Annotated in this window: 19 protein-coding genes; 9 read left to right on the forward strand and 10 right to left on the reverse strand. The window is 72.9% G+C overall.

The genetic code is table 11. The features are described 5' to 3' along the window. The first annotated feature begins 14 nt into the window (after positions 1-14). From OG867_RS06730 to OG867_RS06755, 6 genes are all read left to right on the forward strand, one after another. Positions 15-2,771, forward strand: a complete 2,757-nt coding sequence (locus OG867_RS06730; protein ID WP_406283577.1) for an SCO5717 family growth-regulating ATPase — start codon at positions 15-17, stop codon at positions 2,769-2,771. 197 nt (positions 2,772-2,968) lie between these two features. Continuing rightward, positions 2,969-4,852, forward strand: a complete 1,884-nt coding sequence (locus OG867_RS06735; protein WP_406283579.1) for an ABC transporter substrate-binding protein — start codon at positions 2,969-2,971, stop codon at positions 4,850-4,852. Positions 4,853-4,939: 87 nt separating this feature from the next. Then, complete coding sequence (locus OG867_RS06740) at positions 4,940-6,019, forward strand: ABC transporter permease (protein WP_406283581.1); 1,080 nt, start codon at positions 4,940-4,942, stop codon at positions 6,017-6,019. Next, complete coding sequence (locus OG867_RS06745; RefSeq protein WP_406283583.1) at positions 6,016-6,966, forward strand: ABC transporter permease; 951 nt, start codon at positions 6,016-6,018, stop codon at positions 6,964-6,966. The genes OG867_RS06740 and OG867_RS06745 overlap by 4 nt, the downstream gene beginning before the upstream one ends. Then, the gene (locus OG867_RS06750) at positions 6,963-7,988 is read left to right on the forward strand and encodes an ABC transporter ATP-binding protein (protein WP_406283585.1); all 1,026 of its coding nucleotides are present in this window, start codon (positions 6,963-6,965) and stop codon (positions 7,986-7,988) included. The genes OG867_RS06745 and OG867_RS06750 overlap by 4 nt, the downstream gene beginning before the upstream one ends. Next, positions 7,985-8,986 carry an ABC transporter ATP-binding protein gene (locus tag OG867_RS06755; RefSeq protein ID WP_328902688.1) on the forward strand — a complete coding sequence of 334 codons (1,002 nt, stop codon included), beginning with the start codon at positions 7,985-7,987 and terminating at the stop codon, positions 8,984-8,986. Before OG867_RS06750 ends, OG867_RS06755 begins: the two co-directional genes overlap by 4 nt. Positions 8,987-9,033: 47 nt before the next feature. Here OG867_RS06755 and OG867_RS06760 read toward each other — a convergent pair whose 3' ends face one another. The 9 genes from OG867_RS06760 to rimP form a co-directional block, all read right to left on the reverse strand. Next, on the reverse strand, positions 9,034-9,993 hold the full coding sequence (locus tag OG867_RS06760; protein ID WP_328902687.1) for a bifunctional riboflavin kinase/FAD synthetase: 960 nt from the start codon (positions 9,991-9,993) through the stop codon (positions 9,034-9,036). A gap of 43 nt (positions 9,994-10,036) precedes the next feature. Beyond that, positions 10,037-13,642, reverse strand: a complete 3,606-nt coding sequence (locus OG867_RS06765) for a trypsin-like peptidase domain-containing protein (RefSeq protein ID WP_406283588.1) — start codon at positions 13,640-13,642, stop codon at positions 10,037-10,039. A 205-nt stretch (positions 13,643-13,847) separates the two neighbouring features. Further along, complete coding sequence (gene truB, locus OG867_RS06770) at positions 13,848-14,744, reverse strand: tRNA pseudouridine(55) synthase TruB (protein WP_406283590.1); 897 nt, start codon at positions 14,742-14,744, stop codon at positions 13,848-13,850. Then, positions 14,741-15,193 carry a 30S ribosome-binding factor RbfA gene (gene rbfA, locus OG867_RS06775; RefSeq protein ID WP_328902684.1) on the reverse strand — a complete coding sequence of 151 codons (453 nt, stop codon included), beginning with the start codon at positions 15,191-15,193 and terminating at the stop codon, positions 14,741-14,743. Before rbfA ends, truB begins: the two co-directional genes overlap by 4 nt. Before the next feature lie 127 nt (positions 15,194-15,320). Beyond that, positions 15,321-15,617 (reverse strand): DUF503 domain-containing protein, encoded by a 297-nt coding sequence (locus OG867_RS06780; RefSeq protein ID WP_328902683.1) that lies wholly within the window; start codon positions 15,615-15,617, stop codon positions 15,321-15,323. Between the two features lie 137 nt (positions 15,618-15,754). Beyond that, positions 15,755-18,847 (reverse strand): translation initiation factor IF-2, encoded by a 3,093-nt coding sequence (infB, locus tag OG867_RS06785; protein WP_406283593.1) that lies wholly within the window; start codon positions 18,845-18,847, stop codon positions 15,755-15,757. Between the two features lie 148 nt (positions 18,848-18,995). Further along, a complete protein-coding gene (locus tag OG867_RS06790) occupies positions 18,996-19,274 on the reverse strand; it encodes a YlxR family protein (protein WP_406283595.1) in 279 nt (92 codons plus the stop codon). 120 nt (positions 19,275-19,394) lie between these two features. Continuing rightward, positions 19,395-20,435, reverse strand: a complete 1,041-nt coding sequence (gene nusA / locus OG867_RS06795) for a transcription termination factor NusA (protein WP_018102330.1) — start codon at positions 20,433-20,435, stop codon at positions 19,395-19,397. 2 nt (positions 20,436-20,437) lie between these two features. Next, positions 20,438-20,935: a ribosome maturation factor RimP gene (gene rimP, locus OG867_RS06800; protein ID WP_328902680.1), complete on the reverse strand. Its 498-nt coding sequence runs from the start codon at positions 20,933-20,935 to the stop codon at positions 20,438-20,440. Between the two features lie 175 nt (positions 20,936-21,110). Between rimP and OG867_RS06805 the strand changes: the two genes are divergently transcribed. The 3 genes from OG867_RS06805 to OG867_RS06815 are packed head-to-tail and all read left to right on the forward strand — an operon-like array spanning position 21,111 to position 23,093. After that, the gene (locus tag OG867_RS06805) at positions 21,111-21,647 is read left to right on the forward strand and encodes a hypothetical protein (RefSeq protein WP_406283598.1); all 537 of its coding nucleotides are present in this window, start codon (positions 21,111-21,113) and stop codon (positions 21,645-21,647) included. Continuing rightward, on the forward strand, positions 21,644-22,126 hold the full coding sequence (locus OG867_RS06810) for a ferritin-like domain-containing protein (protein ID WP_406283600.1): 483 nt from the start codon (positions 21,644-21,646) through the stop codon (positions 22,124-22,126). Before OG867_RS06805 ends, OG867_RS06810 begins: the two co-directional genes overlap by 4 nt. A gap of 43 nt (positions 22,127-22,169) precedes the next feature. Next, positions 22,170-23,093 carry an aminoglycoside phosphotransferase family protein gene (locus OG867_RS06815; protein WP_406283602.1) on the forward strand — a complete coding sequence of 308 codons (924 nt, stop codon included), beginning with the start codon at positions 22,170-22,172 and terminating at the stop codon, positions 23,091-23,093. Positions 23,094-23,150: 57 nt separating this feature from the next. On the opposite strand, the gene OG867_RS06820 is transcribed toward OG867_RS06815, so the two are convergent. Then, positions 23,151-24,851: a proline--tRNA ligase gene (locus OG867_RS06820; RefSeq protein WP_406283604.1), complete on the reverse strand. Its 1,701-nt coding sequence runs from the start codon at positions 24,849-24,851 to the stop codon at positions 23,151-23,153. Positions 24,852-24,904 lie beyond the last annotated feature (53 nt).

Below are 24,904 nucleotides of genomic sequence, written 5' to 3' on the forward strand. Positions count from 1 at the left end.
CACCAGGAGGCAAAGTGAACGGCGATCGGGACGAGATGCGCGGGGGCTGGGACAAGCCCGTCGACGAGTCGTCCGACGCGGAGCCCGCCGAGACGACGGGTGAGTTCACCATCGACTACACCCCGCCCGCCTGGTACACGCAGAACGCGCCGGGTGACTCCCTGGGCGGCGCCGGTACGCCTCCGGCATCGCCCCCGCCGCCGAGCGGGGACCCGGTGCCGCTGCCCCCTCCCCCCGCGCAGCGCGGCTTCGACCCCGACTGGACCCCCGCCCCCGCCGGGCCCTTGGACGCGGGTGTGCAGGAAACCGGCGACCTCGACAGCGGCGCCACCATGCGGTTCTCGGCGTCCGCGCTGAAGCGGGAGATCGAGGAGCGGGACCGCGCGGAGCGGGAGCGCGAGGCGGAGCCGGACGCCGAGGCGGTGGGCGGCGACGCGCCGTCCGGTGCCGACGACGAAGCGTCCGAGGCCGCCGGTGCCGTTTCGGACGACGCCGAGGCGGGTACGCCCGGCGCGGAACCGGAGGAGTCCTGGGACGACGTCCTGGGAAGGGTCTTCGACTTCGAGCCCGAGGTAACGGAGAACACCCCGAAGCCCTCGGACGAGACCGGCGACACCCCGGTGGCCGAGGACAGCGAGGAGAGCGACGACTCCGGCCTCGCGTCGACCGGGGCGTCCTCGGAGCCGTACAGCCTGAAGCCGCACGACGCGGAGCCGTCCGAGACCGAACCGTCCGAGACCGAACCGTCCGACGCCGCGCCCTCCGACGAGGCCCCCGCCGAGACGGACTCCCCCGAGCCGGACGACGACGCTCCGGTGAACGACGCCACCCCGGACCCGGCACCCCGCGACGTACCGCCGGACAGCGCGCCGCAGGACGGCTCGCCGTCCCCCTGGGCGCCGGCCGCGCCCGCGCAGGGTGGTCTTCCGCCGCTGCCGCCCGCCTTCCAGCCGGCCGCCCAGCAGCCGCAGCCCCCGCAGCCCGAGCCCGCCCAGCCCGCGCAGCCCCAGCCCCCCACCCCGCAGTCCGGCTACGGCTTCCCCCAGCAGGCACCGCAGGCACCGCAGCCGCACCACCCGGCACCGCAGCCCCAGCAGCCCCTCCCGGCCGCCAACCTCCCGGCGCAGCGCCCGCAGCCGCCCGCGCCCCAAGCCCCGCAGGCCCCGCAGCCGCAAGCCCCCTGGTCCGCACAGCAGCAGCCCCAGCCGGCGCAGCAGCCCCACCCCCAAGGCGGCTACGGCTTCCCGCAGGGCGCCCAGGCCCAGGGCACCCCCGCCCACGGCACCCCCGCCCCGACGGCCGACACCCCGAACCTCCCCGCACAGGTCCCACCGCAGCCCCAGCCCGAACAGCCCCAGCCCCAGCAGCCCGTCGACCCCCGGGCCGGCACCTCCTGGCCCACCCCCGCCCCCCGCGATCCGCGTTCCGGTGCCGGCGCCCCGCTGGGCTACACCGCGGCCGTGGAGCTCACCTCCGACCGACTCATCCGGAGTAAGCAGAAGACCCGGAGCAGCCGCAACCCCTCGGGCGCCTCGCGCTTCAAGCTGGGCGGTAAGAAGGAGGAGCAGGAGAGGCAGCGCAAGCTGGAGCTCATCCGTACGCCGGTGCTGTCCTGCTACCGGATCGCGGTGATCAGCCTCAAGGGCGGCGTGGGCAAGACCACGACCACCACCGCACTCGGGGCGACCCTGGCCAGCGAGCGGCAGGACAAGATCCTCGCCATCGACGCCAACCCGGACGCCGGCACGCTGGGCCGACGGGTGCGGCGCGAGACCGGGGCGACCATCCGCGACCTGGTGCACGCGATCCCGCACCTCAACTCGTACATGGACATCCGGCGGTTCACCTCGCAGGCGCCCTCCGGCCTGGAGATCATCGCCAACGACGTGGACCCGGCGGTCTCCACGGCCTTCAACGACGAGGACTACCGGCGCGCGATCGACGTGCTCGGCAAGCAGTACCCGATCATCCTCACGGACTCGGGCACCGGTCTGCTGTACAGCGCGATGCGCGGCGTGCTGGACCTGGCCGATCAGCTGATCATCGTCTCGACGCCCTCGGTCGACGGCGCCTCCAGCGCGTCCACGACCCTGGACTGGCTGTCGGCGCACGGGTACGCGGAGCTGGTCCAGCGGTCCATCACCGTGATCTCCGGCGTCCGCGAGACCGGCAAGATGATCAAGGTCGACGACATCGTGCAGCACTTCCGGACGCGCTGCCGCGGGGTGGTCGTCGTGCCGTTCGACGAGCACCTGTCGGCCGGCGCGGAGGTCGACCTCGACATGATGCGGCCGAAGACCCGGGAGGCGTACTTCCACCTCTCCGCCCTGGTCGCCGAGGACTTCGCGCGCGCCCAGCAGCAGCAGGGACTCTGGACTTCGGACGGCAGCGGCCCGCCGCCGCAGTACGCCCCGCCGCTGCCGGGCCAGCAGATCCCCGGCCAGCAGGTCCCCGGTCAGCAGCCGTACGCACCCCAGCAGCCGTACCCCGGACAGCCGTACGCGCCGCAGCAACCCGGTCAGCCCTATCAGCAGCCCCAGCAGCCGCAGCCGTACGGCGGCCAGCAGCAGCCCCATCCCCCGCAGCCGGGCCCCGGCGCCGGGCAGAACTGGCAGCAGCAGCCCCCGGCCCAGACCCAGCAGCCGTACCAGCAGCCCCAGCCGCAGGGTGATCAGCCAGGTCAGCCGGGCCGGCCCGCGCACCCCGAGCTGCAAGGCCCCGTACCGCCCGCCGGATGGCAGCAGCAGCCGCCGCCAGCGCCTCAGCAGTAAGGCGTCAGAGGTCTGAACCAATGAGGGTCCGCATCGTCTCCGCGATGCGGACCCTTTTGGCATATCCGCAGACCACACGCCGTTTCGGGGACCGTTGACGCGGCTCGACCACCGCTGATAAACCTTCGCAACACCAGCCGGCGAACCGAAGTTCAACACGCCTTTCCCGTGCGAGTCATGACGCGAGGTCCCAGACCATGGTCGTAAGAGTTCCACCGTCCTCCGCCCCGCCACGCTCACGCCTGCGTGTGCTCCTGGCCTCCGGTGCCGCCGCCCTCGCTCTCGCAGCCGGGTCCGTCGTGCCGGGAATGCCCCTCGGGGCCGCGCCCCAGCAGGCGCAGGCCGCCGACAGTGGTGGCAAGACCGACAAGACACTCACCGTCGCGGTCGCGCAGAGCGTCGACTCCCTGAGCCCGTTCCTCGCCCAGAAGTTGCTGAGCACCAGCGTCTCGCGGCTCATGTACGACTTCCTGACGAACTACGACGCCAAGGACAACCACGCCATCCCCGGCCTGGCGACCAAGTGGGAGCCCTCCGCGGACAAGCTGACGTGGACGTACACCATTCGGTCCGATTCGAAGTGGTCCGACGGGCAGCAGGCCACCGCCGAGGACGCCGCCTGGACGTTCAACAAGATCATGGACGACGACGCCGCGGCCCAGGCCAACGGCAGCTTCGTCACCAACTTCAAGAAGGTGACGGCCCCGAGCCCCACCAAGCTGGTCATCGAGCTCAAGGAGCCGCAGGCCACCATGGCCGCGCTCGACGTGCCGATCGTGCCGAAGCACGTGTGGGAGAAGGTCGGGGACTTCTCGAAGTTCAACAACGACACGAAGTTCCCCGTCGTCGGCAACGGTCCGTTCATCCTGACGGACTACAAGGTCGACCAGTACGTGAAGCTCAAGGCCAACCCGGACTTCTGGCGGGGGAAGCCGAAGTTCGACGAGCTGGTCTTCAAGACGTACAAGGACCAGGACGCCGCCGTCGCCGCCCTCCGCAAGGGTGAGGTCTCCTTCGTCGCCGGTTCGCCCGCGCTGACGCCCGCTCAGGCGAACTCGCTCAAGGGCGACAAGAACATCAAGGTCAACGAGGGGCCCGGCCGCCGCTTCTACGCGCTGGCCACCAACCCCGGCGCGCAGACCAAGGACGGCAAGAAGTTCGGCGACGGCAACAAGGCGCTGCTCGACCAGAAGGTGCGCCAGGCGCTGTTCCTGTCGATCGACCGCGAGACGATCATCGACAAGGTCTTCCAGGGGCACGCCGTCGAGGGCAAGGGCTACATCCCGCCGCGCTTCTCGGCGTACGCCTGGGAGCCCTCCGCCGACCAGGCGCTGAGCTACGACCCCGACAAGGCGGGGAAGCTGCTGGACGAGGCGGGCTACAAGCTCAAGGGCGACCAGCGCGTCGGCAAGGACGGCAAGCCGCTCGACCTGCGCCTCCTGTGCCACGCCACCGACCCGAACGACAAGGCGGTCGGCAAGTACCTGAAGGAGTGGTGGGGCAAGCTCGGCATCGGGCTGAAGGTCGACTGCCTGGACGACGTCTCCGTGCCCTGGTACGCCGGTGAGTACGACCTCGCCTTCGACGGCTGGTCGGTCAACCCGGACCCGGACTTCGTCCTCGGTATCCACACCTGCGCGGCCCTGCCGACGAAGGCCAAGGCCAGCGCGACCACGGACAACTTCATCTGCGACAAGAAGTACGACGGGCTGTACAAGAAGCAGCTCGCCGAGTACGACCCCGCGAAGCGCGCCGAGCTCGTCGGGCAGATGCAGTCGTGGCTGTACGACTCCGGGTACATGAACGTGATGGCGTACCCGAACGCGGTCGAGGCATACCGCACGGACCAGATCAAGTCGATCACGACCATGCCCGAGGCGGCCGGCAACATCTACGGCCAGGACGGCTACTGGAGCTGGTGGTCGGCCGTGCCGGCGAGCGGCAACGGCGGCTCGGAGAGCGACAGCTCCGGCTCCTCCACCGGTGTGATCATCGGAATCGTGGTGGCAGTCGTGGTCCTCGCAGGTGGCGGCTTCCTGATCTCGCGGCGCCGCCGCACCACCGCGGACGATCGCGAGTAGGTTCTCGAACGGGATGCGGGGAACCGGCCGGCGCGGACCGCGCCGGCCGGTTCTTTCCAGGAACGACACGAGTAACGAGAGTTCCCCATGACAGCTGACAGCACTCCGGCGCTCGTGCAACAGGCGGACGCGGCCGCGGACGGCCCTCCGGCCGGTCCCTCGGCCGCACGCGGTCCACGGGCGCGCAACACCACGGCCTATCTGAAATATGTGGCCGCCAAGATCGCGGGCGCCGTCGTCTCGCTGTTCGCGGTTCTGGTCACCAGCTTCTTCCTCTTCCGGCTCATTCCGAGCGACCCGGTCAAGCAGATGACGGGCGGCCGGCCCGTATCGGCCGAACAACTGGAATCGCTGCGCCACCAGCTCGGGCTCGACCAGCCGATGTGGCAGCAGTTCACCAGCTACATCGGGGACGCCCTCACCGGCGACTTCGGTGTCTCGTTCGCGTACCACGCCCCGGTCATCGACAAGATCGTGGAGAAGCTGCCGGCGACGCTGCTGCTCACCGGCACCGCCTACGTCCTCTACAGCGTCATCGGCCTCTGGCTCGGCACCCGCACCGCCTGGCGCAACGGCTCGGCCGGCGACCGGTTCAACACCGCGCTCGCCCTCACGCTGTACTCGGTGCCGTCGTTCTGGCTCGGGCTGCTCCTGATCATCGTCTTCTCGGTGGGCGTCGGCCCGATCCCGGGCATGTTCCCGACGGGCGGGATGTCGTCGGGCGACACGAGCGGCTTCGGTTACGTCACCGACGTGGCGCATCACATGGTGCTGCCGGTGATTACGCTGGTGGCCGTCGGGTACGCGCAGACGCTGCTGGTGATGCGGTCCTCGCTGCTGGACGAGATGGGCAGCGACTACCTCACGACGGCCCGCGCCAAGGGGCTGCGGGACGACGTCGTACGCCGCAAGCACGCCGTGCCCAACGCGATGCTGCCCACCTTCACGCTGATGTTCGTCAACCTGGGGCATGTGGTCGCCGGGCAGATCCTGGTGGAGACCGTGTTCTCCTGGCCGGGCCTCGGCTCCCTCTTCTACCAGGGCCTCAGCACCCCCGACCTGCCACTCGTCCAGGGCCTCTTCTTCGTCTTCGCCACCGCGGTGATCCTGGCGAACACCCTTGCCGATGTGCTGTATCCGCTGCTCGATCCCCGGGTGGGCCGATGACCACGACCGATTCCATGCCCACGCCGACCCCGGCGCCGGCCCCGCCCGAGCCCGTCCGGAGCGCCCGCTCCCTGGCCCGGGCCCGTAAACGCCAGTCAGCGGCCCGCTTCTGGCGGGAATACCGCACGCACAAGGGCGGGATGTGGGGTCTGGCCGGCCTGGTGCTCATCGCACTGATCGCCGTGGCCGCTCCCCAGCTCGTCGGCGCCGACTCGCAGAGCGTCACCGAGGCGTCCGGCGGCGCGCTCGAATCGCCGAGCGGCGAGTTCCCGCTCGGCACCGACCAGTTCGGGCGCAGCGTGCTCGCGCTCCTGGTGTGGGGCGCGCGCGTCTCGCTGACCGTGGGGCTGCTCGCGGCGTTCCTTTGCGTCGCCATCGGCACGATCGTGGGGATCGTCGCGGGCCACTTCCGCGGCTGGTACTCGACGGTGCTGATGCGGGTGACCGACTGGTTCCTGGTGATGCCGACGCTGGTCCTCGCGGTCGCGCTCGCCTCGGTGATGGACCGCTCCCTGTGGACGATCATCATCGCGATCGGCGTCACGACCTGGCCGACCACCGCCCGCCTGGTGCGGGCGCAGACCCTCGCTGTGGAGTCCCGCCCCTACATCGAGCGCGCCCGCGCGCTGGGCGGCGGCCACGGCCACGTCATGCTCCGGCACGTCCTGCCGAACGTGATGCCGCTGGTGCTCGCCCAGACCACGCTGGCCATCTCCAGCGCGATCCTGAGCGAGGCCACGCTGGCCTTCCTCGGCCTCGGCGACCCGACCATCACCTCGTGGGGCAGCATGCTCCAGGACGCGCGTGCCGCGGGGGCGGTGAGCGCCGGTGACTGGTGGTACCTGGCACCGCCCGGCATCGCCATCGCCTTGGTGGCCCTGGCGTTCACGCTGTGCGGGCGCGCGATCGAGTCCGTCCTCAATCCCAAGCTGGGGGTGGCCCGTTGAGCACGACGAGCATCCACAAGACGCCTCTTCTGGAGGTACGCGACCTGACGGTGACGTACGCCGGCGGGGCCCAGGCCGTCCGCGGCGTGAATCTCCGGGTCGAGGCGGGGCGCAAGCTGGGCATCGCCGGGGAGTCCGGCTGCGGCAAGTCCACGCTGGCGCTGGCCCTGCTGCGGCTGCTGCCCGCCAACGCGAAGGTGACCGGCGAGATCCTGCTGAACGGCGAGGACGTCCTCGCGATGAAGTGGGGCCAGGTCAGGGCCGTGCGCTGGGCAGGCGCCTCGATCGTCTTCCAGGGCGCGATGCACTCGCTGAACGCGGTGCACCGCATCGGGGACCAGATCGCCGAGCCGATCCTGCTGCACAAGAAGACGACGCCGGCGGCGGCCCGGAAGCGCGCCGGTGAACTGCTGGAACAGGTCGGCCTGCCCGCGGCCCGGACGGACGCCTATCCGCACGAGCTGTCCGGCGGGCAGCGGCAGCGCGTGATGATCGCGATGGCGCTCGCCTGCGACCCGGGCCTGATCATCGCCGACGAGCCGACGACGGCCCTGGACGTGATGATCCAGGCCCAGATCCTGCGCCTGATCGAGCAGCTGGTCTCCGAGCAGGACCTCGGCCTGATCATGATCAGCCACGACCTGGCGGTGCTGTCCGACACCTGCGACCGGCTCGCCGTGATGTACGCGGGCCGGGTCGTGGAGGAGGGCCCGGCGTCCGAGGTCTACGAGAGCGCGCACCACCCGTACAGCAGGGCCCTGTCGGGCGCCTTCCCGCGCATCGGGGACCTGTCGTCCCGGTTCGCGCCGCAGGGCCTGCCCGGCGACCCGCCCGACCCGTCGGCGCTGCCGGCCGGCTGCACCTTCCACCCGCGCTGCGCCCTGGCCCTGGACTCCTGCGCCACGCAGGACCAGGAGCTGCGGGACGCGGGCGACGGACGGCAGGCCGCGTGCGTGCTGGCCGGTCCGGAGGGGGCGGCGCCGGTCCTGCCGGGCGCCGAGGAAGCAAGGAGCACATCATGACGACGACCCCCGTGGACCTGCTCAGCGCGCAGGGACTCCGGATCACCTTCCCCGGCCGGCACGGGGCCGAACCCGCGCGTGCGGTGGACGGGGTCGACCTGGACATCCGGCCCGGCGAGATCGTCGCCCTGGTCGGCGAGTCGGGGTGCGGCAAGACGACGCTGGCCCGCTCCCTGCTCGGCCTGGTCCCGCCGACGGCCGGTCGGATCACGTTCGACGGGAAGCCGCTGGCCTACGGGAGCCGGGCGCTCAAGGCGTACCGCAAGCGCGCCCAGCTGGTCCTCCAGGACCCCAGCGGCTCGCTGAACCCGCGCCACACGGTGTACGAAGCGGTGGCCGAGGGGCTGCGCATCCACGGCTACGGGGGCGACGAGCGGCAGGCGGTGCACGACGCGCTGTCGCGGGCCGGGCTGCGTCCGCCGGAGCGGTTCTTCCTGCGCTACCCGCACGAGCTGTCGGGCGGTCAGCGCCAGCGCGTCGTGATCGCGGGCGCGCTGGTCCTGGAGCCGGAGCTGATCGTGGCGGACGAGCCGGTCGCCTCGCTGGACGCGTCGGTGCGCGGCGAGATCCTGGCGCTGCTGCTGCGGCTGCGCGAGGAGCTGGGTCTCTCCGCCCTGGTCGTGACGCATGATCTCGGTCTTGCGTGGAACATCGCGGACCGGGTCGCGGTGATGTACCTGGGCCGCATCGTGGAGACGGGTGCCGTCGAGCAGATCCTGACGGCGCCGCGCCATCCGTACACCCAGGCGCTGCTGTCGGTGCTGCCGGAGGCGCCGGGCGATCCGGTGGTGCTCACGGGTGAGCCGCCGGACCCGTCCCGGGTGCCGTCCGGCTGCCGCTTCCACGCCCGCTGCCAGGTGCTGGCCTCGGGCGAGGCGGAGCGGGCGGGCGTCGCTGACGCCTGCCGTACGCGGGACCTGCCGGTCCTGTCGGGCGGCGGGGAGGCGCAGGTGGCGTGCCACTGGGCCACGGCGAAGGTGACCGCGCCGACCGTCTGACGGGCGGTACGGGTTTCCCGGCCGGACCGGCCGGGAAACCCGAGCGGTCAGTCCTGTCCGGCCTCGGCGGCGGCGACCAGTTCGCTGCACCGCTTCACGTCGGCGGCCATCGCCACCAGCAGGTCGTCGATCGTGTCGAACTTCAGCATCCCGCGTACGTACGCCAGGAAGTCCACGGCCACGTGCAGGCCGTACAGGTCGAGGCCGACGCGGTCGATCGCGTACGCCTCCACCGTGCGCTCGGTGCCGTCGAACTGCGGGTTGGTGCCGACCGAGATCGCGGCGGGCATCGCCTCGCCGTTCGCGTGCAGCCAGCCCGCGTAGACGCCGTCGGCGGGGATCGCGGTGTGCGGGAGGGTTTCGACGTTCGCGGTGGGGAAACCGAGCTCACGGCCGCGCTGCGCGCCCCGGACGACGACGCCCTCGACGCGGTGCGGACGGCCGAGGATCTCGGAGGCCCCGGCCACGTCCCCCTCGGCGACCAGGCGCCGGGTGAGCGTGGAGGAGAACGGCTCGCCGCCGCCCGCCGCGCCGCTCACCCGCAGGTCGATGACCTCGACGCGGTAGTCGTGCTCGGCACCCAGCTCGGCCAGCAGCTCCACGTTCCCTGCGGCCTTGTGGCCGAAACGGAAGTTGGGGCCCTCGATGACCAGCTGGGCGTGCAGCTTGTCCACGAGCACCTTGGCGATGAAGTCGGCCGGGGCGAGCCGCGAGAACTCCGTGGTGAACGGCAGGATCAGCATCGCGTCCACGCCCAGCTCCGCCATCAGCTCGGCGCGCCGGTGGTGCGGGGCGAGCAGCGGGGGGTGGCTGCCGGGCCGGACGACCTCGCTGGGGTGCGGGTCGAAGGTCACGACGACCGACGGCACACCCAGCTCGCGGGCCCGCTCGACGGCGCGGCCGATGATCAGCTGGTGTCCGCGGTGCACCCCGTCGTACGAGCCGATGGTGACGACGCCGCGCCCCCAGTCCTGGGGGATGTCCTCCAAGCCTCGCCAGCGCTGCACTCTGACCGCTCCTCGCCCGAACCTGTGTACGTGGATATCTCGCTTACGCAGGTCTAAGACTGCCATGCTCACGCCCTGCGGCCCGCATCGGCATGGTCATCGGCGCCCGCAGCGCCTCCACCGTGCGCCGTGCGCTGGGCCCCACGACGGCCGCCCACTCCTGCGGCGCGTCGGCCAGCCAGCCCGCGACCAGCGCGCCGAACCCGGGCACCTCGCGGACCAGCGCGACGAGCCGCCGGTCGAACAGGGCGGCCCCTTCGGGGGTACGCACGAGAAGCATCCCGGTCCGGTGCACCAGCGCCCGGGTGCGCACCGGTGACCGCCCGGCGCAGCCGGCCGCGGCGGCCCGCAGCAGGGCCTCCAGAACCACCGGGTCCGGGATCCCCCCGCGCAGCTCGGCGTCCAGCAGTACCTCCAGGAGTTCGTCGCGGGCGGGCTGCGACGCGGGGCTGCCGGGTGAGGCGAGCACCGCGGCCAGCGATCCCCGGACCGGCGCGGCCGCCGGGCGGTCCCGGAGCAGGCCGGTGAGCAGCGGCAGCAGCAGGGCGCGCGCGGCGGGTCCGTGCTCCAGGCGGCGGTCGAGGTACGCGGCGGCGTGCGCCGTGTCCTCCGGGTGGCCCTCGGCGTAGGCGCGTACGAGTCCGGCGGCGTGCAGCGCGAGCTCCGGGGCGTCGATCCCGGCCAGGGCCCGCAGTACCTCGCCCGCGCCCTGGTCCGGCCGGCCGAGCCGGTCCCGGTAGGCGGTCACCACGATGTCCGCGTGCGTGGGCAGGGCGGCGGCGAGCGCGGCGGCGGGCACGCGCACCTCCTGCGGGCCCTCGGCGACGAAGGCCCGGACGGCCTGCGGGAGGTAGCGGGCCCTGGTCCGGGGGTCGGCGACGAGCAGGGCGAGGACCGGCCCGTGCAGCTCGCTGTCGGCCGGGCGGGCCAGCACCGCGAGCGCGGCCCGGCGCACCCGGTCACGGTCCGCGTCCAGGGTGACGTGGGGGGCGACGAGCGTCGCGTACGAGACGGCGGCGACCCGGCGGGCGCGCCGGTCCTCGTCCCCGGCCCACCGCTCGACGGCCCGGCAGAGCGCGGCGGGCTCGTCCTCGGCGAGCGCGGCGAGCAGCTCCTCGGCCCGGGGGTGCCCGGCGGCGACCAGCGCGTCGGCCAGGTCATCGATCGCGAGGTCCCGGCGGGCGTGGAGGAGGGCCTGCGCGGCGGCGGCGACGGTGGGACGGACCGGGGTGTCCGGGGCTGCGGCGAGCGCCCGCTCGTCCGTGAACCACGCGCACAGGAGAGGCATGACGGTACGCGGATGGGCGGCGAGCCGCCGGGCGACGGCGTCGAGGAACCGCGCGTCGCCGCCCCCCTCACCCGGCGGCCCGTCGGCCGGGACGAGGCGCCGGAAGAGGTCCATCCGGTCGGCCTCGGGCAGCCGCGGCCCCCGCCAGAACCAGGGCCCGAATGCGGCGTACGCCCCGCGCGCCCCTCCCCCGCCCGCCTCGGCGGAACTCCGCACGACGCGCCCGGCGAGCAGCCGGAGCACGCCGAGGTACGGCCGGGCGTCGGGCACCCTGAGCAGCGTTTCGGCGAGCAGGCGCGCGGCCCACCAGCGCGGATCGGACAGGGGCAGGGCCCGGTCATCGTCGGCCGCGCCCGCCACCCCCTCCGGCAGCCGGTCCAGCGCCTCGATGAGATCCGCCAGCCGGTGTGCCAGGGCGGCCGTGCCGTGGCGGCGGGCCAGCAGCAGAAGGGCCTGGATCACCGGGCCGATGCGGTGCCGGGGCACGGGCAGGCTGCGCGGTCCGGCCGGCGGCGGGTCCTCGGCCGGTCCTCCCCGGCGGGGGTACGGCACCCGGCCGTCGTCCTCCGCCGGCTCCGCGTGCCACCGGTGCACCAGCGCCCGCAGGGCCGCGTCCAGATCGAGGTGCGTGCTCTGGATCCAGTCACCCACCTCTTCGTGGGCGAAGCGGTAGCCGGCGCCGGCCGGGACGAGGAGCCTTTCGGTGAGGACCGCCGGGGCCCATCCCGTACGCCAGGGGAACAGCTCCTCGAAGGCGGCCCGGTCCAGCTCGCCCTGGCCGGGGCCGAGGCAGCGGCGGGCCGCCTCGTGGACCTGTCCGGCCACCCGCGCCGCCAGGCGCCGCACCGCCGTGGGCCCGGGGCGGCTCCCGGCGGCGATGCGGACGGCGATGCGCAGGCACATCAGGTCGAGGTGGGCGGCGAAGACCTCCTCCGTGCCGGGGCGCCCGGCCGTGTCCGGCGGCAGGGCCTCGCGTACCTCGGCGAGCAGCCGGAGGGTCAGCGGATGGCGGTCGTGGCCGGCGGCGAGGGCGTCGGGCGGGAGGCCGAACCCTTCGCGGGCGCGTTCGGCCTGGCCGGCGGTGAAGTCGGTGACGCGGACCGCCGGGGGCAGCCGACGGGCGGGCCTGGCGGGCCGGTGCAGGGCCTCGGGAGGGCAGAGCGCGCCGGCCGTCTCCCAGTGCTCGGGGCGGCAGCCGACGACGAGCCGGGCGCCGTTGTCGCGGAGCCAGCCGACCGTGCCGGTGGTCCAGTCGGCGAGCCGGTGTGCCAGGACGGGCGGCATCTCCTCCGGGGCGTCGAGCAGGACCAGCAGCGGCACGCCGGAGGCCGCGGTCAGCCGGGCGACCCGTTCGGGTGTGGCGCTCGCCATGTCGCCCGGGGCCCCGGCGGCGCCGACGATGCGCCCGGCCTGCTGGAGCGTGCGCGCGACGGCGTCGGCGACGGAGGTGTCGTCCGCGAGGAGGTCGGCGCCGCGCAGCCACAGCGTGGGGGCGGGCACCGGTCCGGTCGCCCGGCGTGCGGCGATGGCGGCGAGCTCGGTGGTACGGCCGGTGCCGGGCTCACCGACGAGGCCGAGGACCACGGCGGGTTCGTCCGGTCCGGCCGCGGCGAACGCCTCGGACTCGGCGCGGACGTCGGGCCGCTCCACCGGTTCGTGCCGCTCGCCCGGGCCGCCCGCCGAGCCGACGGACATGGCGGTGAGCTGGAGGGCCCCGGCGAGGTTGAGATCGGGGCCGTAGCCGGGGACGGTCGCGGCGTTGCGCCGCAGCAGCTCGCCCAGCGGCCCGTCGGCGGGCGCCCCGGCGAACGGTGCGGCGCAGCCGGCGGTGGCGTGGGAGGCGCGCAGGGCGAGCCCGATGACGGCGATGACGGCCCCGCTGTCCGGGTCGAGCACGGGCCCGCCCACCGCCGCGCCACCCAGCCGGAGCGCGTCGCTGCCGTCCGTGCCGAGAGCCAGTTCCAGAGCCTTGTCGATCCGGTGGGTGCGGCCGCGACTGGTGTACGTGACCGGCGTGCGGCCCAGGATGCGCGCCTCGCGCAGGCCGTGCGCGGCGACCGTCACATACGTACCGGGGTCGATGCGCTCGCGTACGCACAGGGGCAGCGGCCGGACGCCGAGGGTGTCGGGGCCGCCGGTGGGCAGGAGGGCGAGGTCCCCTTCGGGCACGGCGGTGATGTCGGCGGCCTCGACGCGGTGGCTGCGGCCGTCCGTGCCGTGCAGCAGGAGGTACGGAAGGCCGTCGACCGCCTCGTGACTGGTGACCACCGTGCCCCGGTCATCGGCGACGAAGCCGGTCCCCCGCGGCCTGCCGGCCGGATCGCACAGTCGTACCAGCGTCGCCCGGTCCCCGCATCCCATGATCCGACGGTAGGCCGCCGAAGATCCCCGCGCGGACCACTCGGGGCGAAAGCGCCCCTGTCACCCCCCTGATTCACTCCGAGCGCCTGCCCGTTGGGGTGAATCCGGGGCGTTCGCTGGACAGAAATGGGTGGGGGATCGTGGAGCGGGCACAGGGGGCCCTGCCCGCTCCACGATGAGGGTCCGACAAGGCGCCGGCGCCCGGTCAGGCGAAGACGGCGAGGCTCTTGGCCTTGCCCTTCTGCTCCTCGACCAGCACCAGGAACCGCCCGTCCGGCCCGAAGACGGCGACCGGCCCCGGCGGGTAGGCGGGCATGTCCAGGCGTACGCCGTTCAGCAGCAGCTTCGACCGCTTCTCGTCCACGTCCCAGCGGGGGAACGCCGACGCGGCGGCCTCGGCCACCGGCACCACGGCCAGCTCCTCCTGGTGCTGGTCCAGGGTGCGCGCGCCGTCCAGCCCGTACGGGCCGACGCGGGTGCGCCGCAGGGCGGTCAGATGGCCGCCCACACCGAGCCCGGCGCCCAGGTCACGGGCGATGGCCCGGATGTACGTCCCCGAGGAGCAGACCACCGAGACGACCAGGTCGAGTACCGGCGTACCGTCCTCGGCGACGGCCTCGCGGACGTCGTAGACGCGGAAGGACGAGACGGTCACCGGCCGGGCCGGGATCTCGAACTCCTCGCCGCCGCGCACCCGCGCGTAGGACCGCTTGCCGTCGATCTTGATGGCGCTGACCTTGGACGGCACCTGCATGATGTCGCCGGTCAGGACGGCGACCCCGGCGTCGATCCCCTCGCGCGTCACCCCGGAGGCGTCGGCGGACGAGGTGATCTCGCCCTCCGCGTCGTCCGTGACGGTGCTCTGGCCGAGCCGGATCGTGCCCAGGTATTCCTTCTCGGTCAGCGCGAGGTGGCCGAGGAGCTTGGTGGCCTTCTCGACGCCGAGCACGAGCACACCGGTCGCCATCGGGTCCAGGGTGCCGGCGTGGCCGACGCGGCGGGTGCGGGCGATGCCGCGCATCTTGGCGACGACGTCGTGCGAAGTGAAGCCGGACGGCTTGTCGACAATGACCAAACCGTCCGGCGTCTTGTTCTGCGTCATTCGGAGGCGGTGTCCTCGTCGGTCTCGTCCTCCGGCTTGCGGTACGGGTCCGCCTCACCGGCGTACGCGGCGCCCGAAGACGCCTCGCGCACCTTGGCGTCCGAGGCCCGCGCCCGGTCGAGCAGGTCCTCGATGGCCCGCGCGTTCTCCGGGAGGGCGTCGGCCACGAAGGTGAGCGTCGGGGTGAACTTCGTCCCCGCCGCCGAGCCGACCGCGGATCGCAGGATGCCCTTGGCACTCTGCAGACCGGCCGCGGCGCTGGCCCGCTCCTCGTCGTCGCCGTAGACCGTGTAGAAGACCGTGGCCTCCCGCAGGTCACCGGTGACGCGGACGTCCGTGATCGTCACGTGGGTCCCCAGGCGCGGGTCCTTGATGCCGCGCTGCAGTTTCCCGGCGACCACCTCCTGGATGAGGTCCGCCAGCTTCTTAGCTCGCGCGTTGTCGGCCACTGGTCCGTCTCCTTCTCGCTTTGGTCCGACCGGGAATCGGTGGGCGGCGTCACGGGGCTGGGCACGCACGTCTGCGGCGTGCCCAGCCCCGCTCCTTTTCCCGCCCACCGATTCCGGTCGGACCTGCTCAATCGTCTTCGTCGCTGTGCAGCCGCCGTCGTACGGACAGCAGCTCCACTTCCGGCCGGGCGGCGACAAGGCGCTCGCACCGGTCGAGTACGTCTGTGAGGTGCCGGGTGTCCCCGGAAACCACGGCGAGGCCGATCTCGGCCCGGCGATGGAGGTCCTGTCCGCCCGTCTCCGCCGCGCTCACCGCGTACTTGCGCTGGAGTTCGGCGACGATCGGACGGACCAGGGAGCGCTTCTCCTTCAGCGACCGTACGTCGCCGAGAAGCAGGTCGAAGGACAGTGTCCCCACATACATGTATGCCCGGATGTCCCGCCGGTTCGGGTTCGCGCCCCGCCGATGACCGGCGGGGACACAAGAACCGTACACGGAACGGCCGGGGCCGATCGACGGAAATAGGTCCCGTCGACCGGCCCCGACTGTTGAGGTACGGGTCAGCCTCGCGGCTTCTCGCGCATCTCGTACGTCGCGATGACGTCGTCGATCTTGATGTCGTTGAAGTTTCCGAGGTTGATACCGCCCTCGAAGCCTTCGCGGATCTCGGTGACGTCGTCCTTGAAGCGGCGCAGACCGGAGATGGTGAGGCTCTCCGCGACGACCTTGCCGTCGCGCAGCAGGCGCGCCTTGGTGTTGCGCTTGACCTCGCCGGACCGGACGAGCACACCGGCGATGTTGCCCAGCTTCGACGAGCGGAAGATCTCGCGGATCTCCGCCGTACCGAGCTCGACCTCTTCGTACTCCGGCTTGAGCATGCCCTTGAGGGCCGCCTCGATCTCCTCGATCGCCTGGTAGATGACCGAGTAGTACCGGACGTCCACGCCTTCGCGGTCGGCCATCTGCGCGGCACGCCCTGCGGCGCGCACGTTGAAGCCGATCACGATGGCGTCGGAGCCGGTCGCCAGGTCGATGTCCGACTCGGTGACCGCACCCACACCGCGGTGCAGGACCCGGATGTCGACCTCTTCGCCGACGTCGAGCTGGAGCAGCGAGGACTCGAGAGCCTCCACCGAACCGGACGCGTCGCCCTTGATGATGAGGTTGAGCTCCTGGACCAGACCGGCCTTGAGCGCCTCGTCCAGGTTCTCCAGGGAGAACCTGACACCCTTGCGGGCGAAGTTGGCGTTGCGCTCGCGAGCGGCACGCTTCTCGGCGATCTGGCGGGCCGTACGGTCCTCGTCCACGACGAGGAAGTTGTCGCCGGCGCCCGGGACGTTGGTGAGACCCAGCACGAGGACGGGGGTCGACGGACCCGCTTCCTCGACGTTCTCGCCCTTGTCGTCGAGCATCGCGCGGACTCGGCCGTAGGCGTCGCCCACGACCATCGTGTCGCCGACGCGCAGCGTGCCTCGCTGGACGAGGACGGTCGCGACGGCACCGCGGCCGCGGTCGAGGTGGGACTCGATCGCAATACCCTGCGCGTCCTGCTCCGGGTTGGCCCGCAGGTCGAGCGAGGCGTCGGCGGTGAGGACGACGGCCTCCAGAAGAGCCTCGATGTTGAGGCCCTGCTTGGCGGAGATGTCGACGAACATCGTGTCGCCGCCGTACTCCTCGGCCACCAGACCGAACTCGGTGAGCTGACCGCGCACCTTGGTCGGGTCGGCACCCTCGACGTCGATCTTGTTGACCGCGACCACGATCGGCACGTCGGCCGCCTTGGCGTGGTTCAGCGCCTCGATCGTCTGGGGCATCACACCGTCGTTCGCCGCCACCACGAGGATCGCGATGTCGGTGGACTTCGCACCACGGGCACGCATGGCGGTGAACGCCTCGTGACCCGGGGTGTCGATGAAGGTGATACGGCGGTCCTCGCCGTTGACCTCGGCACCGACCTGGTACGCACCGATGTGCTGCGTGATGCCGCCGGCCTCGCCCGCGATGACGTTCGTCTTGCGGATCGCGTCCAGCAGTCGGGTCTTACCGTGGTCGACGTGACCCATGACGGTCACGACCGGCGGACGGGAGACCAGGGCCTCTTCGCCGCCCTCGTCCTCGCCGAACTCGATGTCGAAGGACTCGAGCAGCTCGCGGTCCTCCTCCTCCGGGCTGACGATCTCCAGGACGAAGTTCATCTCGTCCGCGAGGAGCTTCAGCGTCTCGTCGGAGACGGACTGCGTGGCGGTGACCATCTCGCCGAGGTTCATCATGACGCCGACCAGCGAAGCCGGGTTGGCGTTGATCTTCTCGGCGAAGTCGGTGAGCGAGGCACCGCGCGACAGCCGGACAGCCTGTCCGTTGCCGCGAGGCAGCATCACGCCGCCGACCGACGGGGCCTGCATGGCCTCGTACTCCTGGCGCCTCTGCCGCTTCGACTTGCGGCCACGACGCGCGGGACCGCCGGGGCGGCCGAAGGCGCCCTGTGTGCCACCACGGGCACCGGGGCCGCCGGGACGGCCACCGAAGCCGGGACGGCCGCCGAAGCCACCGCCACCACCGGGACGGCCCGCGCCGCCACCGCCGCCGCCACCGGGACGGCCGGCGAAGCCGCCGCCACCGCCGCCGGGACCGGCCGGACGACCTGCGAAGCCGCCGCCACCGGGACGGCCTGCGCCGCCCGGACGACCGCCGCCGCCACCGGGACCGCGGCCACCGCCGGGGCCACCACCGGGACGCGGGCCGGCAGCGGGACGCTGCGGCATCATGCCCGGGTTGGGACGGTTACCACCGGGGGCACCGCCCGGACGGGGAGCCTGCGGACGCGGCATGCCGCCCGGAGTCGGACGGGCGCCGGCGCCACCCTGGCCCTGCGGGCGCGGGGCGCCACCGGGGCCACCCTGCGGACGCGGGGCGCCGGGACGCTCCTGGCCGCCACCGGGACGCGGGGCGCCGCCGGGACGGGGTGCCTGCGGACGGGACATGCCCGTCGAGCCACCGGAGGTGAAGGGGTTGTTGCCCGGACGGGGACCGGCCGGACGTGCACCGCCGGGGCGCGGGGCGCCCTGGCCGGCGGGACGCGCAGGGCGGTCGCCGCCGCGCTGGCCACCGTCACGCTGACCGCCGTCACGCTGACCGGCCGCGGGGGCCGGACGCGCGGGACGGGGGCCGGGGGTCGCGCCGGCGGGGCGCGGTGCCTGCGGCGCGGCCGGCTGGGCCGGCTGGGCCGGGGCCGGGGCCGAGAACTCCGCGGCGGGCACCGGCGCGACCGGGGCCTTCGGCGCGGGCTTCGGACCCGGACGCGGGCCGGAGGCCGGCGCCGACGGGGCGGAGGGGGTGCTGCTCGGGGCCTCGGCGGCGGCCGGCTTGGGGGCCGGGGCGCCGGGCTTCGGGGCAGCGGGACGTGCCGCGGGGGCCGGAGACGGCGCCGCGGGCTTGGTGGGGGCGGCCTTACGGGGCGCGCCCGGCTTGGCAGCGGGCTTGCCGGCGTTGCCGCCGGGCCCCTGCAGTGCGTCAGTCAACTTGCGCACGACCGGCGCCTCGATTGTCGAGGACGCCGAACGGACGAATTCACCGAGTTCTTGGAGCTTGGCCATGACGACCTTGCTCTCCACACCGAACTCCTTGGCGAGTTCGTATACCCGGACCTTAGCCACTTCGCTCCTTTTAGGTCCGGGTTACCGCCGGACCGTCGCTACTTCATGGGCGTACTCATCGCGTACTCATCGAGTGCTCATCGCAATCTCGACCTACTTCCAACTCGCGAGGTACCTGACCGCACGGGGACCCGTGCCGTTCGTTTTCTTACGGTGTCACCCGCTCGACGAACCGCTGTACCGCGGTCGGGTCGAACGGCCCCTTGGCCTTGAAGGCCCGGGGGAAGGCCCGGCGGCGAACCGCCAGGTCCAGACAGTCGGGGACGGGATGCACGTAAGCACCCCGGCCGGGCAGCGTACCGCGAGGATCGGGGACGCAGGCGTCCCCGTCCGCGACGATGCGCAGCAACTCGGTCTTGGCCGCCCGCTCCCGGCATCCCACACAGGTTCGCTCAGGGCAAGCGCGGGCGTACGTCCGGCCAGACACGGCTAAGTCTACCTCCCCGCACCGACCTCACCCCTTTGGGGCAAAAATCGAACGTACGTTGTCGTGATCTCAGCGACCGTCCGACGGGATCTATTCCCCCTGGTGCCGCTCGGGAGTGCGTCAGCGCCGGTCCGAGCGCTCCCGGGCCCGCTCGGCGCGCTCGCGGTCGGCGACGTCGCGCTCGGCGTCGGTCTCGGTGTCCGGGCGGATGTCGATGCGCCAGCCGGTGAGGCGGGCGGCCAGGCGGGCGTTCTGCCCCTCCTTGCCGATCGCCAGCGAGAGCTGGTAGTCCGGCACGGTCACCCGGGCGGAACGGGCGCCGAGGTCAACGACCTCGACCTCGCTCACCCGTGCGGGCGACAGCGCGTTGGCGACCATCTCGGCCGGGTCGTCCGACCAGTCCACGATGTCGATCTTCTCGCCGTGCAGCTCGGCCATGACATTGCGCACACGTCCGCCCATCGGGCCGATGCAGGCGCCCTTGGCGTTGAGGCCGGAGCGGGTCGAGCGGACCGCGATCTTGGTGCGGTGGCCGGCCTCGCGGGCGATCGCGCAGATCTCGACGGAACCGTCGGCGATCTCCGGGACCTCCAGCGCGAAGAGCTTCTTCACCAGGTTCGGGTGGGTCCGCGACAGGGTGACGGAGGGGCCGCGCACGCCCTTGGCGACGCGCACCACGTAGGTGCGCAGCCGCAGGCCGTGGGTGTACTCCTCGCCGGGCACCTGCTCCTGCACCGGCAGGATGGCCTCCAGCTTGCCGATGTCGACCAGGACGTTCTTCGGGTCCTTGCCCTGCTGGACGACGCCGGTGACGACATCGCCCTCGTGGCCCGCGTACTCGCCGAACGTGCGGTCGTCCTCGGCGTCACGCAGACGCTGGAGGATGACCTGCTTGGCGGTGGTCGCGGCGATCCGGCCGAAGCCCGACGGGGTGTCGTCGAACTCCTTGGGCTCCTGCCCCTCCTCCAGATCGGCCGGATCCTCCTTGGCCCACACCGTCACATGGCCGCGCTCGTCCAGCTCCACGCGCGCCCGGCGGTGGCTGCCGTCGGTGCGGTGGTACGCGATGAGGAGGGCCGACTCGATCGCCTCGACCAGGACGTCGAACGGGATCTCCTTGTCCTGCGCCAAGCCCTTCAGGAGCTTCACGTCGATGTCCATGGCTACGCCTCCTCTTCCTTCTTGTCCTTGCGGTTGAATTCCAGCTCCACGCGGGCCTTGGCGATCTCGGCGAAGGCGATCCGGCGGGCGGTGGGCTTGCGGCCCTTGACGCCCGGCACCTCCAGGTCGAGACCGTCCTCGTCCACCGCGAGGATGCGGGCCACCAGCTCGCCGCCGTCGCTCAGGTTCAGCCTGGCGAGGCGCCCGGTGGCGCGTACGTAATGGCGGTGCTCCGAGAGCGGGCGGTCGGCGCCGGGCGAACTGACCTCCAGGACGTATTCGTCCTCGCCCATCACATCGGTCTCGTCCAGCTTCGCGGAGATCGCGCGGCTCAGCTCCGCGCAGGTGTCGAGCTCGACACCCTCCTCGGAATCCACGACGATCCGCAGCACTCTGCGGCGGCCTGCCCGGGAGACTTCGATCTCTTCCAGCTCCAGCTGCTCGGCGCTGACGAGCGGTTCGACCAGCCCGCGCAGCCTCTCGCTCTGGGTGGTGCTCATCCGGGTGACTCCTCGGCCGCGTGTGCTGTTGTGGGGATCTCGCGTGTCTGGTCAAAGGGTATCCGGTCGCAAGGGGTGTTGCTGTCAGCCGGTCCCCGGGGCGCGGGTACGCTCACAGGCGGTGATCACTTCCGGACAGATCCAGTCAAGACAGGTCCAGCCCGAAGGAGAGCAAGTGCGGCGTACGGGGACGACGCGCAGGGGCGCGCTCGCGGCGACCGGCGCGCTGGCCGCCGGGGTGGTGCTGTCCGGCTGCGGAAGCGACGACGACACGGGCGGGTCCACCAAGGGCTCCGCGCACGGCGGCGCGCGGACCGCCGCCGACGGGGCGTCCCCGGTACACGCGGAAAAGGCGCTGCGCACCGGCGCCACCCGCACCACGGCGACCCTGCTCGCCGGTTACGAGCACGCGCTCCGGGCCCACCCGACGACGGCGACGGCCCTCACCCCCCTGCGCGACGCGGTCCGCGCCCACCTCAAGGCGCTCTCCCCGGAGAAGACCCCCGCGCTCGGCATGGCCCGCTCCCGCGCCACCGGGCCCGCCGCCGCGGTCAAGGAGCTGGCGGCGGCCGAGCGCTCCGCGGCGGACGCGTACACCGCGCTGCTCCTGGAGGCACCCGGGGAGCTGGCCCGGCTGCTGGCCTCGGTCGCCGCCGCCTGCGCGGCACACGCGTACCTGCTGACCGAACTGGCCAAGGAGACCCCGGCATGAGCGACGGCAAGAGCGACGGCCCGCTGGAGGCGGCCCAGGCGGCGCTGGCCGCCGAGCACGCCGCGGTCTACGGCTACGGGGTCGCGGGCGGCCGGGTCGCGGCAGCGCGCCGGGCCGAGGCCACCGCCGCGTTCCACGCCCACCGCGCCCGCCGCGACGCCCTGGTGCGCACGGTCCGGGACCTGGGCGGTGATCCGGTGGCCTCGGACGCCGCGTACGCTCTGCCGTTCGCGGTGCCGGACGCCGCGGCGGCCGTACGGCTCGCCGCGGTCCTGGAGGATCGCGTCGGGTACGTCTACTCCGACCTGGTCCGGGCCGCCGACGGGTCGCTGCGGCGCGGCGCGGCGGACGCGTTGCGGGAGGCCGCGGTACGCGCGGCGCGCTGGCGGGGCAGCGGCGTACCCTTTCCCGGGCTCGCGGAGCGGGCCGGCGCCGCGGCCGGGACGGACACGCAGGCCGGGGCCGCCACCGCGCACTGAAAAAGGCGCACACGAGAAGGCTCTGAAAGGGAACACGGCACGTATGGGTTTTGAACCGCCGCAGCGTCTGGTGCGAGCGCTCGGTGAGTCGTACGGGGATACGGCCGCCGGGGACTGGCTCGCGGGGCTTCCCGCACTGACCGAGCAGGCACTGGCCGCGACCGGCCGCGCCCCGGTCGTGGAGCGGGTCGCGGCCCCCGGCGGGCGCAGCAGTCTGGTTCTGCTGGTCCGGGGGGCCGACGGCACTCCGGCCGCCCTGAAGCTGGCCCCGTCCGGTGCCGCGCCGGAGCTCGAACAGGCGGCGCTGGCGCACTGGAACGGCTGGGGCACGGTGCGGCTGCTCGATCCCGCGGACGGCGGGCGGGCGGTGGCGGGCGCGCTGCTCCTGGAGCGGCTGCACCCCGAGATGTCGCTGCGGTCGCTGCCGGAGGCGAAGGCGCTCCTCGAAGCGGCCGGGACGGTGCGCCGGCTGTGGGTGGACCCGCCGGCCGGGCACGGCTTCGAGACGGTCGCCGAGCGGACCGGGCGGCGGGTGGACGCCATGCGCGCCGCCGCCGCGTCCGACCCCGCGCTGGAACCGCTGGTCACCGCCGCGCTCGCGGCCCGTGACGAACTGGTCGCCGGCTCCCCCGAAACGCTGCTGCTGCACGGCAACTTCCGGCAGAGCAAGGTGCTCGCGGGTGAGCGGGCGCCCTGGCTGACGGTCGGTCCCGAGCCGCTGGTCGGTGAGCGGGCGTACGACCTGGCGCGGCTGGTGCGGGACCGGGTGGAGGACCTGATCGCGTCGCCCGCCGGGGCGACGACGGCCCGGCGCAGGGTCAAGAAGCTCGCGGACTCGCTGGACGTGGAGCAGGAGCGGCTGCACGGCTGGACGCTGTTCCGGGCCGTGGAGTCGGGCACCCGGGCGCTGGCGGCCGGGCGCCGCCAGGAGGGCGAAGTGACCCTGGAGTTCGCGGGCTGGCTGTGAACGCGCGTAAGGGCCCCGCACGGAACTTTCGTGCGGGGCCCTTACGCGTAGGGAGCGTCAGTCCTGCTCGGAGAGGCGGGCGATGGCCTCCTCGACCGTCAGCTCCTCGCGCTCACCGGTGCGGCGGTCCTTCAGCTCCAGGACGCCTTCGGCCGAGCGGCGGCCGGCGACCAGGATCTTCGGGACGCCGATCAGCTCGGAGTCGGTGAACTTGACGCCGGGCGAGACGCCGGCGCGGTCGTCCACCAGGACGCGCAGCCCGGCGGCGGCCAGCTTGTCGGAGACCTCCAGGGCCAGTTCGGTCTGGAGGGCCTTGCCCGCGGCGACGACGTGGACGTCGGCCGGGGCGACCTCACGGGGCCAGCACAGGCCCTTGTCGTCGGCGGTCTGCTCGGCGAGGGCGGCCACGGCGCGGGAGACGCCGATGCCGTACGAGCCCATCGTGACGCGGACGGGCTTGCCCTGCTGGCCGAGCACGTCGAGCGCGAAGATGTCGGCGTACTTGCGGCCGAGCTGGAAGATGTGGCCGATCTCGATGGCGCGGTCGACCTGGAGGCCGGTGCCGCACGTGGGGCAGGGGTCGCCCGCCTCGACCACGACGACGTCGAGGTAGTCGTCCACCTCGAAGTCGCGGCCCGCGACGACGTTCTTCGCGTGCTTGCCGTCCTTGTTGGCGCCGGTGATCCAGGCGGTGCCGGGGGCGACGCGGGGGTCGGCGATGTAGCGGACCTTCTCCAGGCCCTGGGGGCCGACGTAGCCGCGTACGAGGTCGGGGCGGCCCACGAAGTCCTCGGCGGTGACCAGCTCGACCACGGCCGGGGCCAGGTGCTCGCCCAGCTTGCCGAGGTCCACCTCGCGGTCACCGGGCACGCCCACGGCGACGATCTCGCCGTCGACCTTGACCAGCAGGTTCTTCAGCGTGGCGGAGGCCGGGACGCCGAGGTGGACGGCCAGGGTCTCGATGGTCGGGGTGTCGGGGGTGTCCAGCTCCTCGACGGGGCCGGCGGACGCGGCGTCGCCGGGGGTGGCGTTGTAGGTGACGGCCTCCGTGTTGGCCGCGTAGTCGCAGTTCGGGCAGTCCACGAAGGTGTCCTCGCCGGCGGGCGCCGGGGCCAGGAACTCCTCGGAGGCGGAACCGCCCATGGCACCGGAGACGGCGGAGACGATGCGGTGGTCCAGGCCGAGCCGCTCGAAGACGCGGATGTACGCGGCGCGGTGCAGCTGGTACGCCTCGGCCAGGCCCTCGTCCGTGGTGTCGAAGGAGTACGAGTCCTTCATCTGGAACTCGCGGCCGCGCAGCACACCGGCCCGGGGGCGGGCCTCGTCGCGGTACTTCGTCTGGATCTGGTACAGGATGACCGGCAGGTCCTTGTAGGACGCGCACATGTCCTTGACGACCTGGGTGAAGATCTCCTCGTGCGTGGGGCCGAGGAGGTAGTCGGAGCCCTTGCGGTCCTGGAGCCGGAACAGCAGGTCACCGTACTCGTCGTACCGGCCGCTCGCCTCGTAGGGCTCCTTGGGCAGGAGCGCGGGGAGCAGGACCTCCTGGCCGCCGATGGCGTCCATCTCCTCGCGGACGACGCGGGTGACGTTCTCCAGGACCTTCTTGCCGAGCGGCAGCCAGGACCAGATTCCGGCAGCGGTGCGTCGTACGTAGCCGGCTCGGACGAGGAGCTTGTGGTTGAGCGTCTCGGCGTCCGCCGGGTCGTCACGCAGTGTCTTGATCATCAATCGGGACATGCGCTGGACCTGGGCCATGGTGAACTCCTGCTCGGAAGGGTGATGGGCCCGAGGTTAGCCGGGCGGCCCGT

Source organism: Streptomyces sp. NBC_00209 (genome assembly GCF_045206345.1).
GTDB lineage: Bacteria > Actinomycetota > Actinomycetes > Streptomycetales > Streptomycetaceae > Streptomyces.

Bases quoted from the DNA above. Each gene is read 5' to 3' on its own strand.
- OG867_RS06735 (WP_406283579.1), top strand. From the start codon at position 2,969: ATGGTCGTAAGAGTTCCACCGTCCTCCGCCCCGCCACGCTCACGCCTG.
- OG867_RS06740 (WP_406283581.1), top strand. From the start codon at position 4,940: ATGACAGCTGACAGCACTCCGGCGCTCGTGCAACAGGCGGACGCGGCC.
- OG867_RS06745 (WP_406283583.1), top strand. From the start codon at position 6,016: ATGACCACGACCGATTCCATGCCCACGCCGACCCCGGCGCCGGCCCCG.
- OG867_RS06755 (WP_328902688.1), top strand. From the start codon at position 7,985: ATGACGACGACCCCCGTGGACCTGCTCAGCGCGCAGGGACTCCGGATC.
- OG867_RS06765 (WP_406283588.1), bottom strand. From the start codon at position 13,642: ATGGGATGCGGGGACCGGGCGACGCTGGTACGACTGTGCGATCCGGCC.
- truB (WP_406283590.1), bottom strand. From the start codon at position 14,744: ATGACGCAGAACAAGACGCCGGACGGTTTGGTCATTGTCGACAAGCCG.
- OG867_RS06780 (WP_328902683.1), bottom strand. From the start codon at position 15,617: ATGTATGTGGGGACACTGTCCTTCGACCTGCTTCTCGGCGACGTACGG.
- nusA (WP_018102330.1), bottom strand. From the start codon at position 20,435: ATGGACATCGACGTGAAGCTCCTGAAGGGCTTGGCGCAGGACAAGGAG.
- rimP (WP_328902680.1), bottom strand. From the start codon at position 20,935: ATGAGCACCACCCAGAGCGAGAGGCTGCGCGGGCTGGTCGAACCGCTC.
- OG867_RS06810 (WP_406283600.1), top strand. From the start codon at position 21,644: ATGAGCGACGGCAAGAGCGACGGCCCGCTGGAGGCGGCCCAGGCGGCG.
- OG867_RS06815 (WP_406283602.1), top strand. From the start codon at position 22,170: ATGGGTTTTGAACCGCCGCAGCGTCTGGTGCGAGCGCTCGGTGAGTCG.
- OG867_RS06820 (WP_406283604.1), bottom strand. From the start codon at position 24,851: ATGGCCCAGGTCCAGCGCATGTCCCGATTGATGATCAAGACACTGCGT.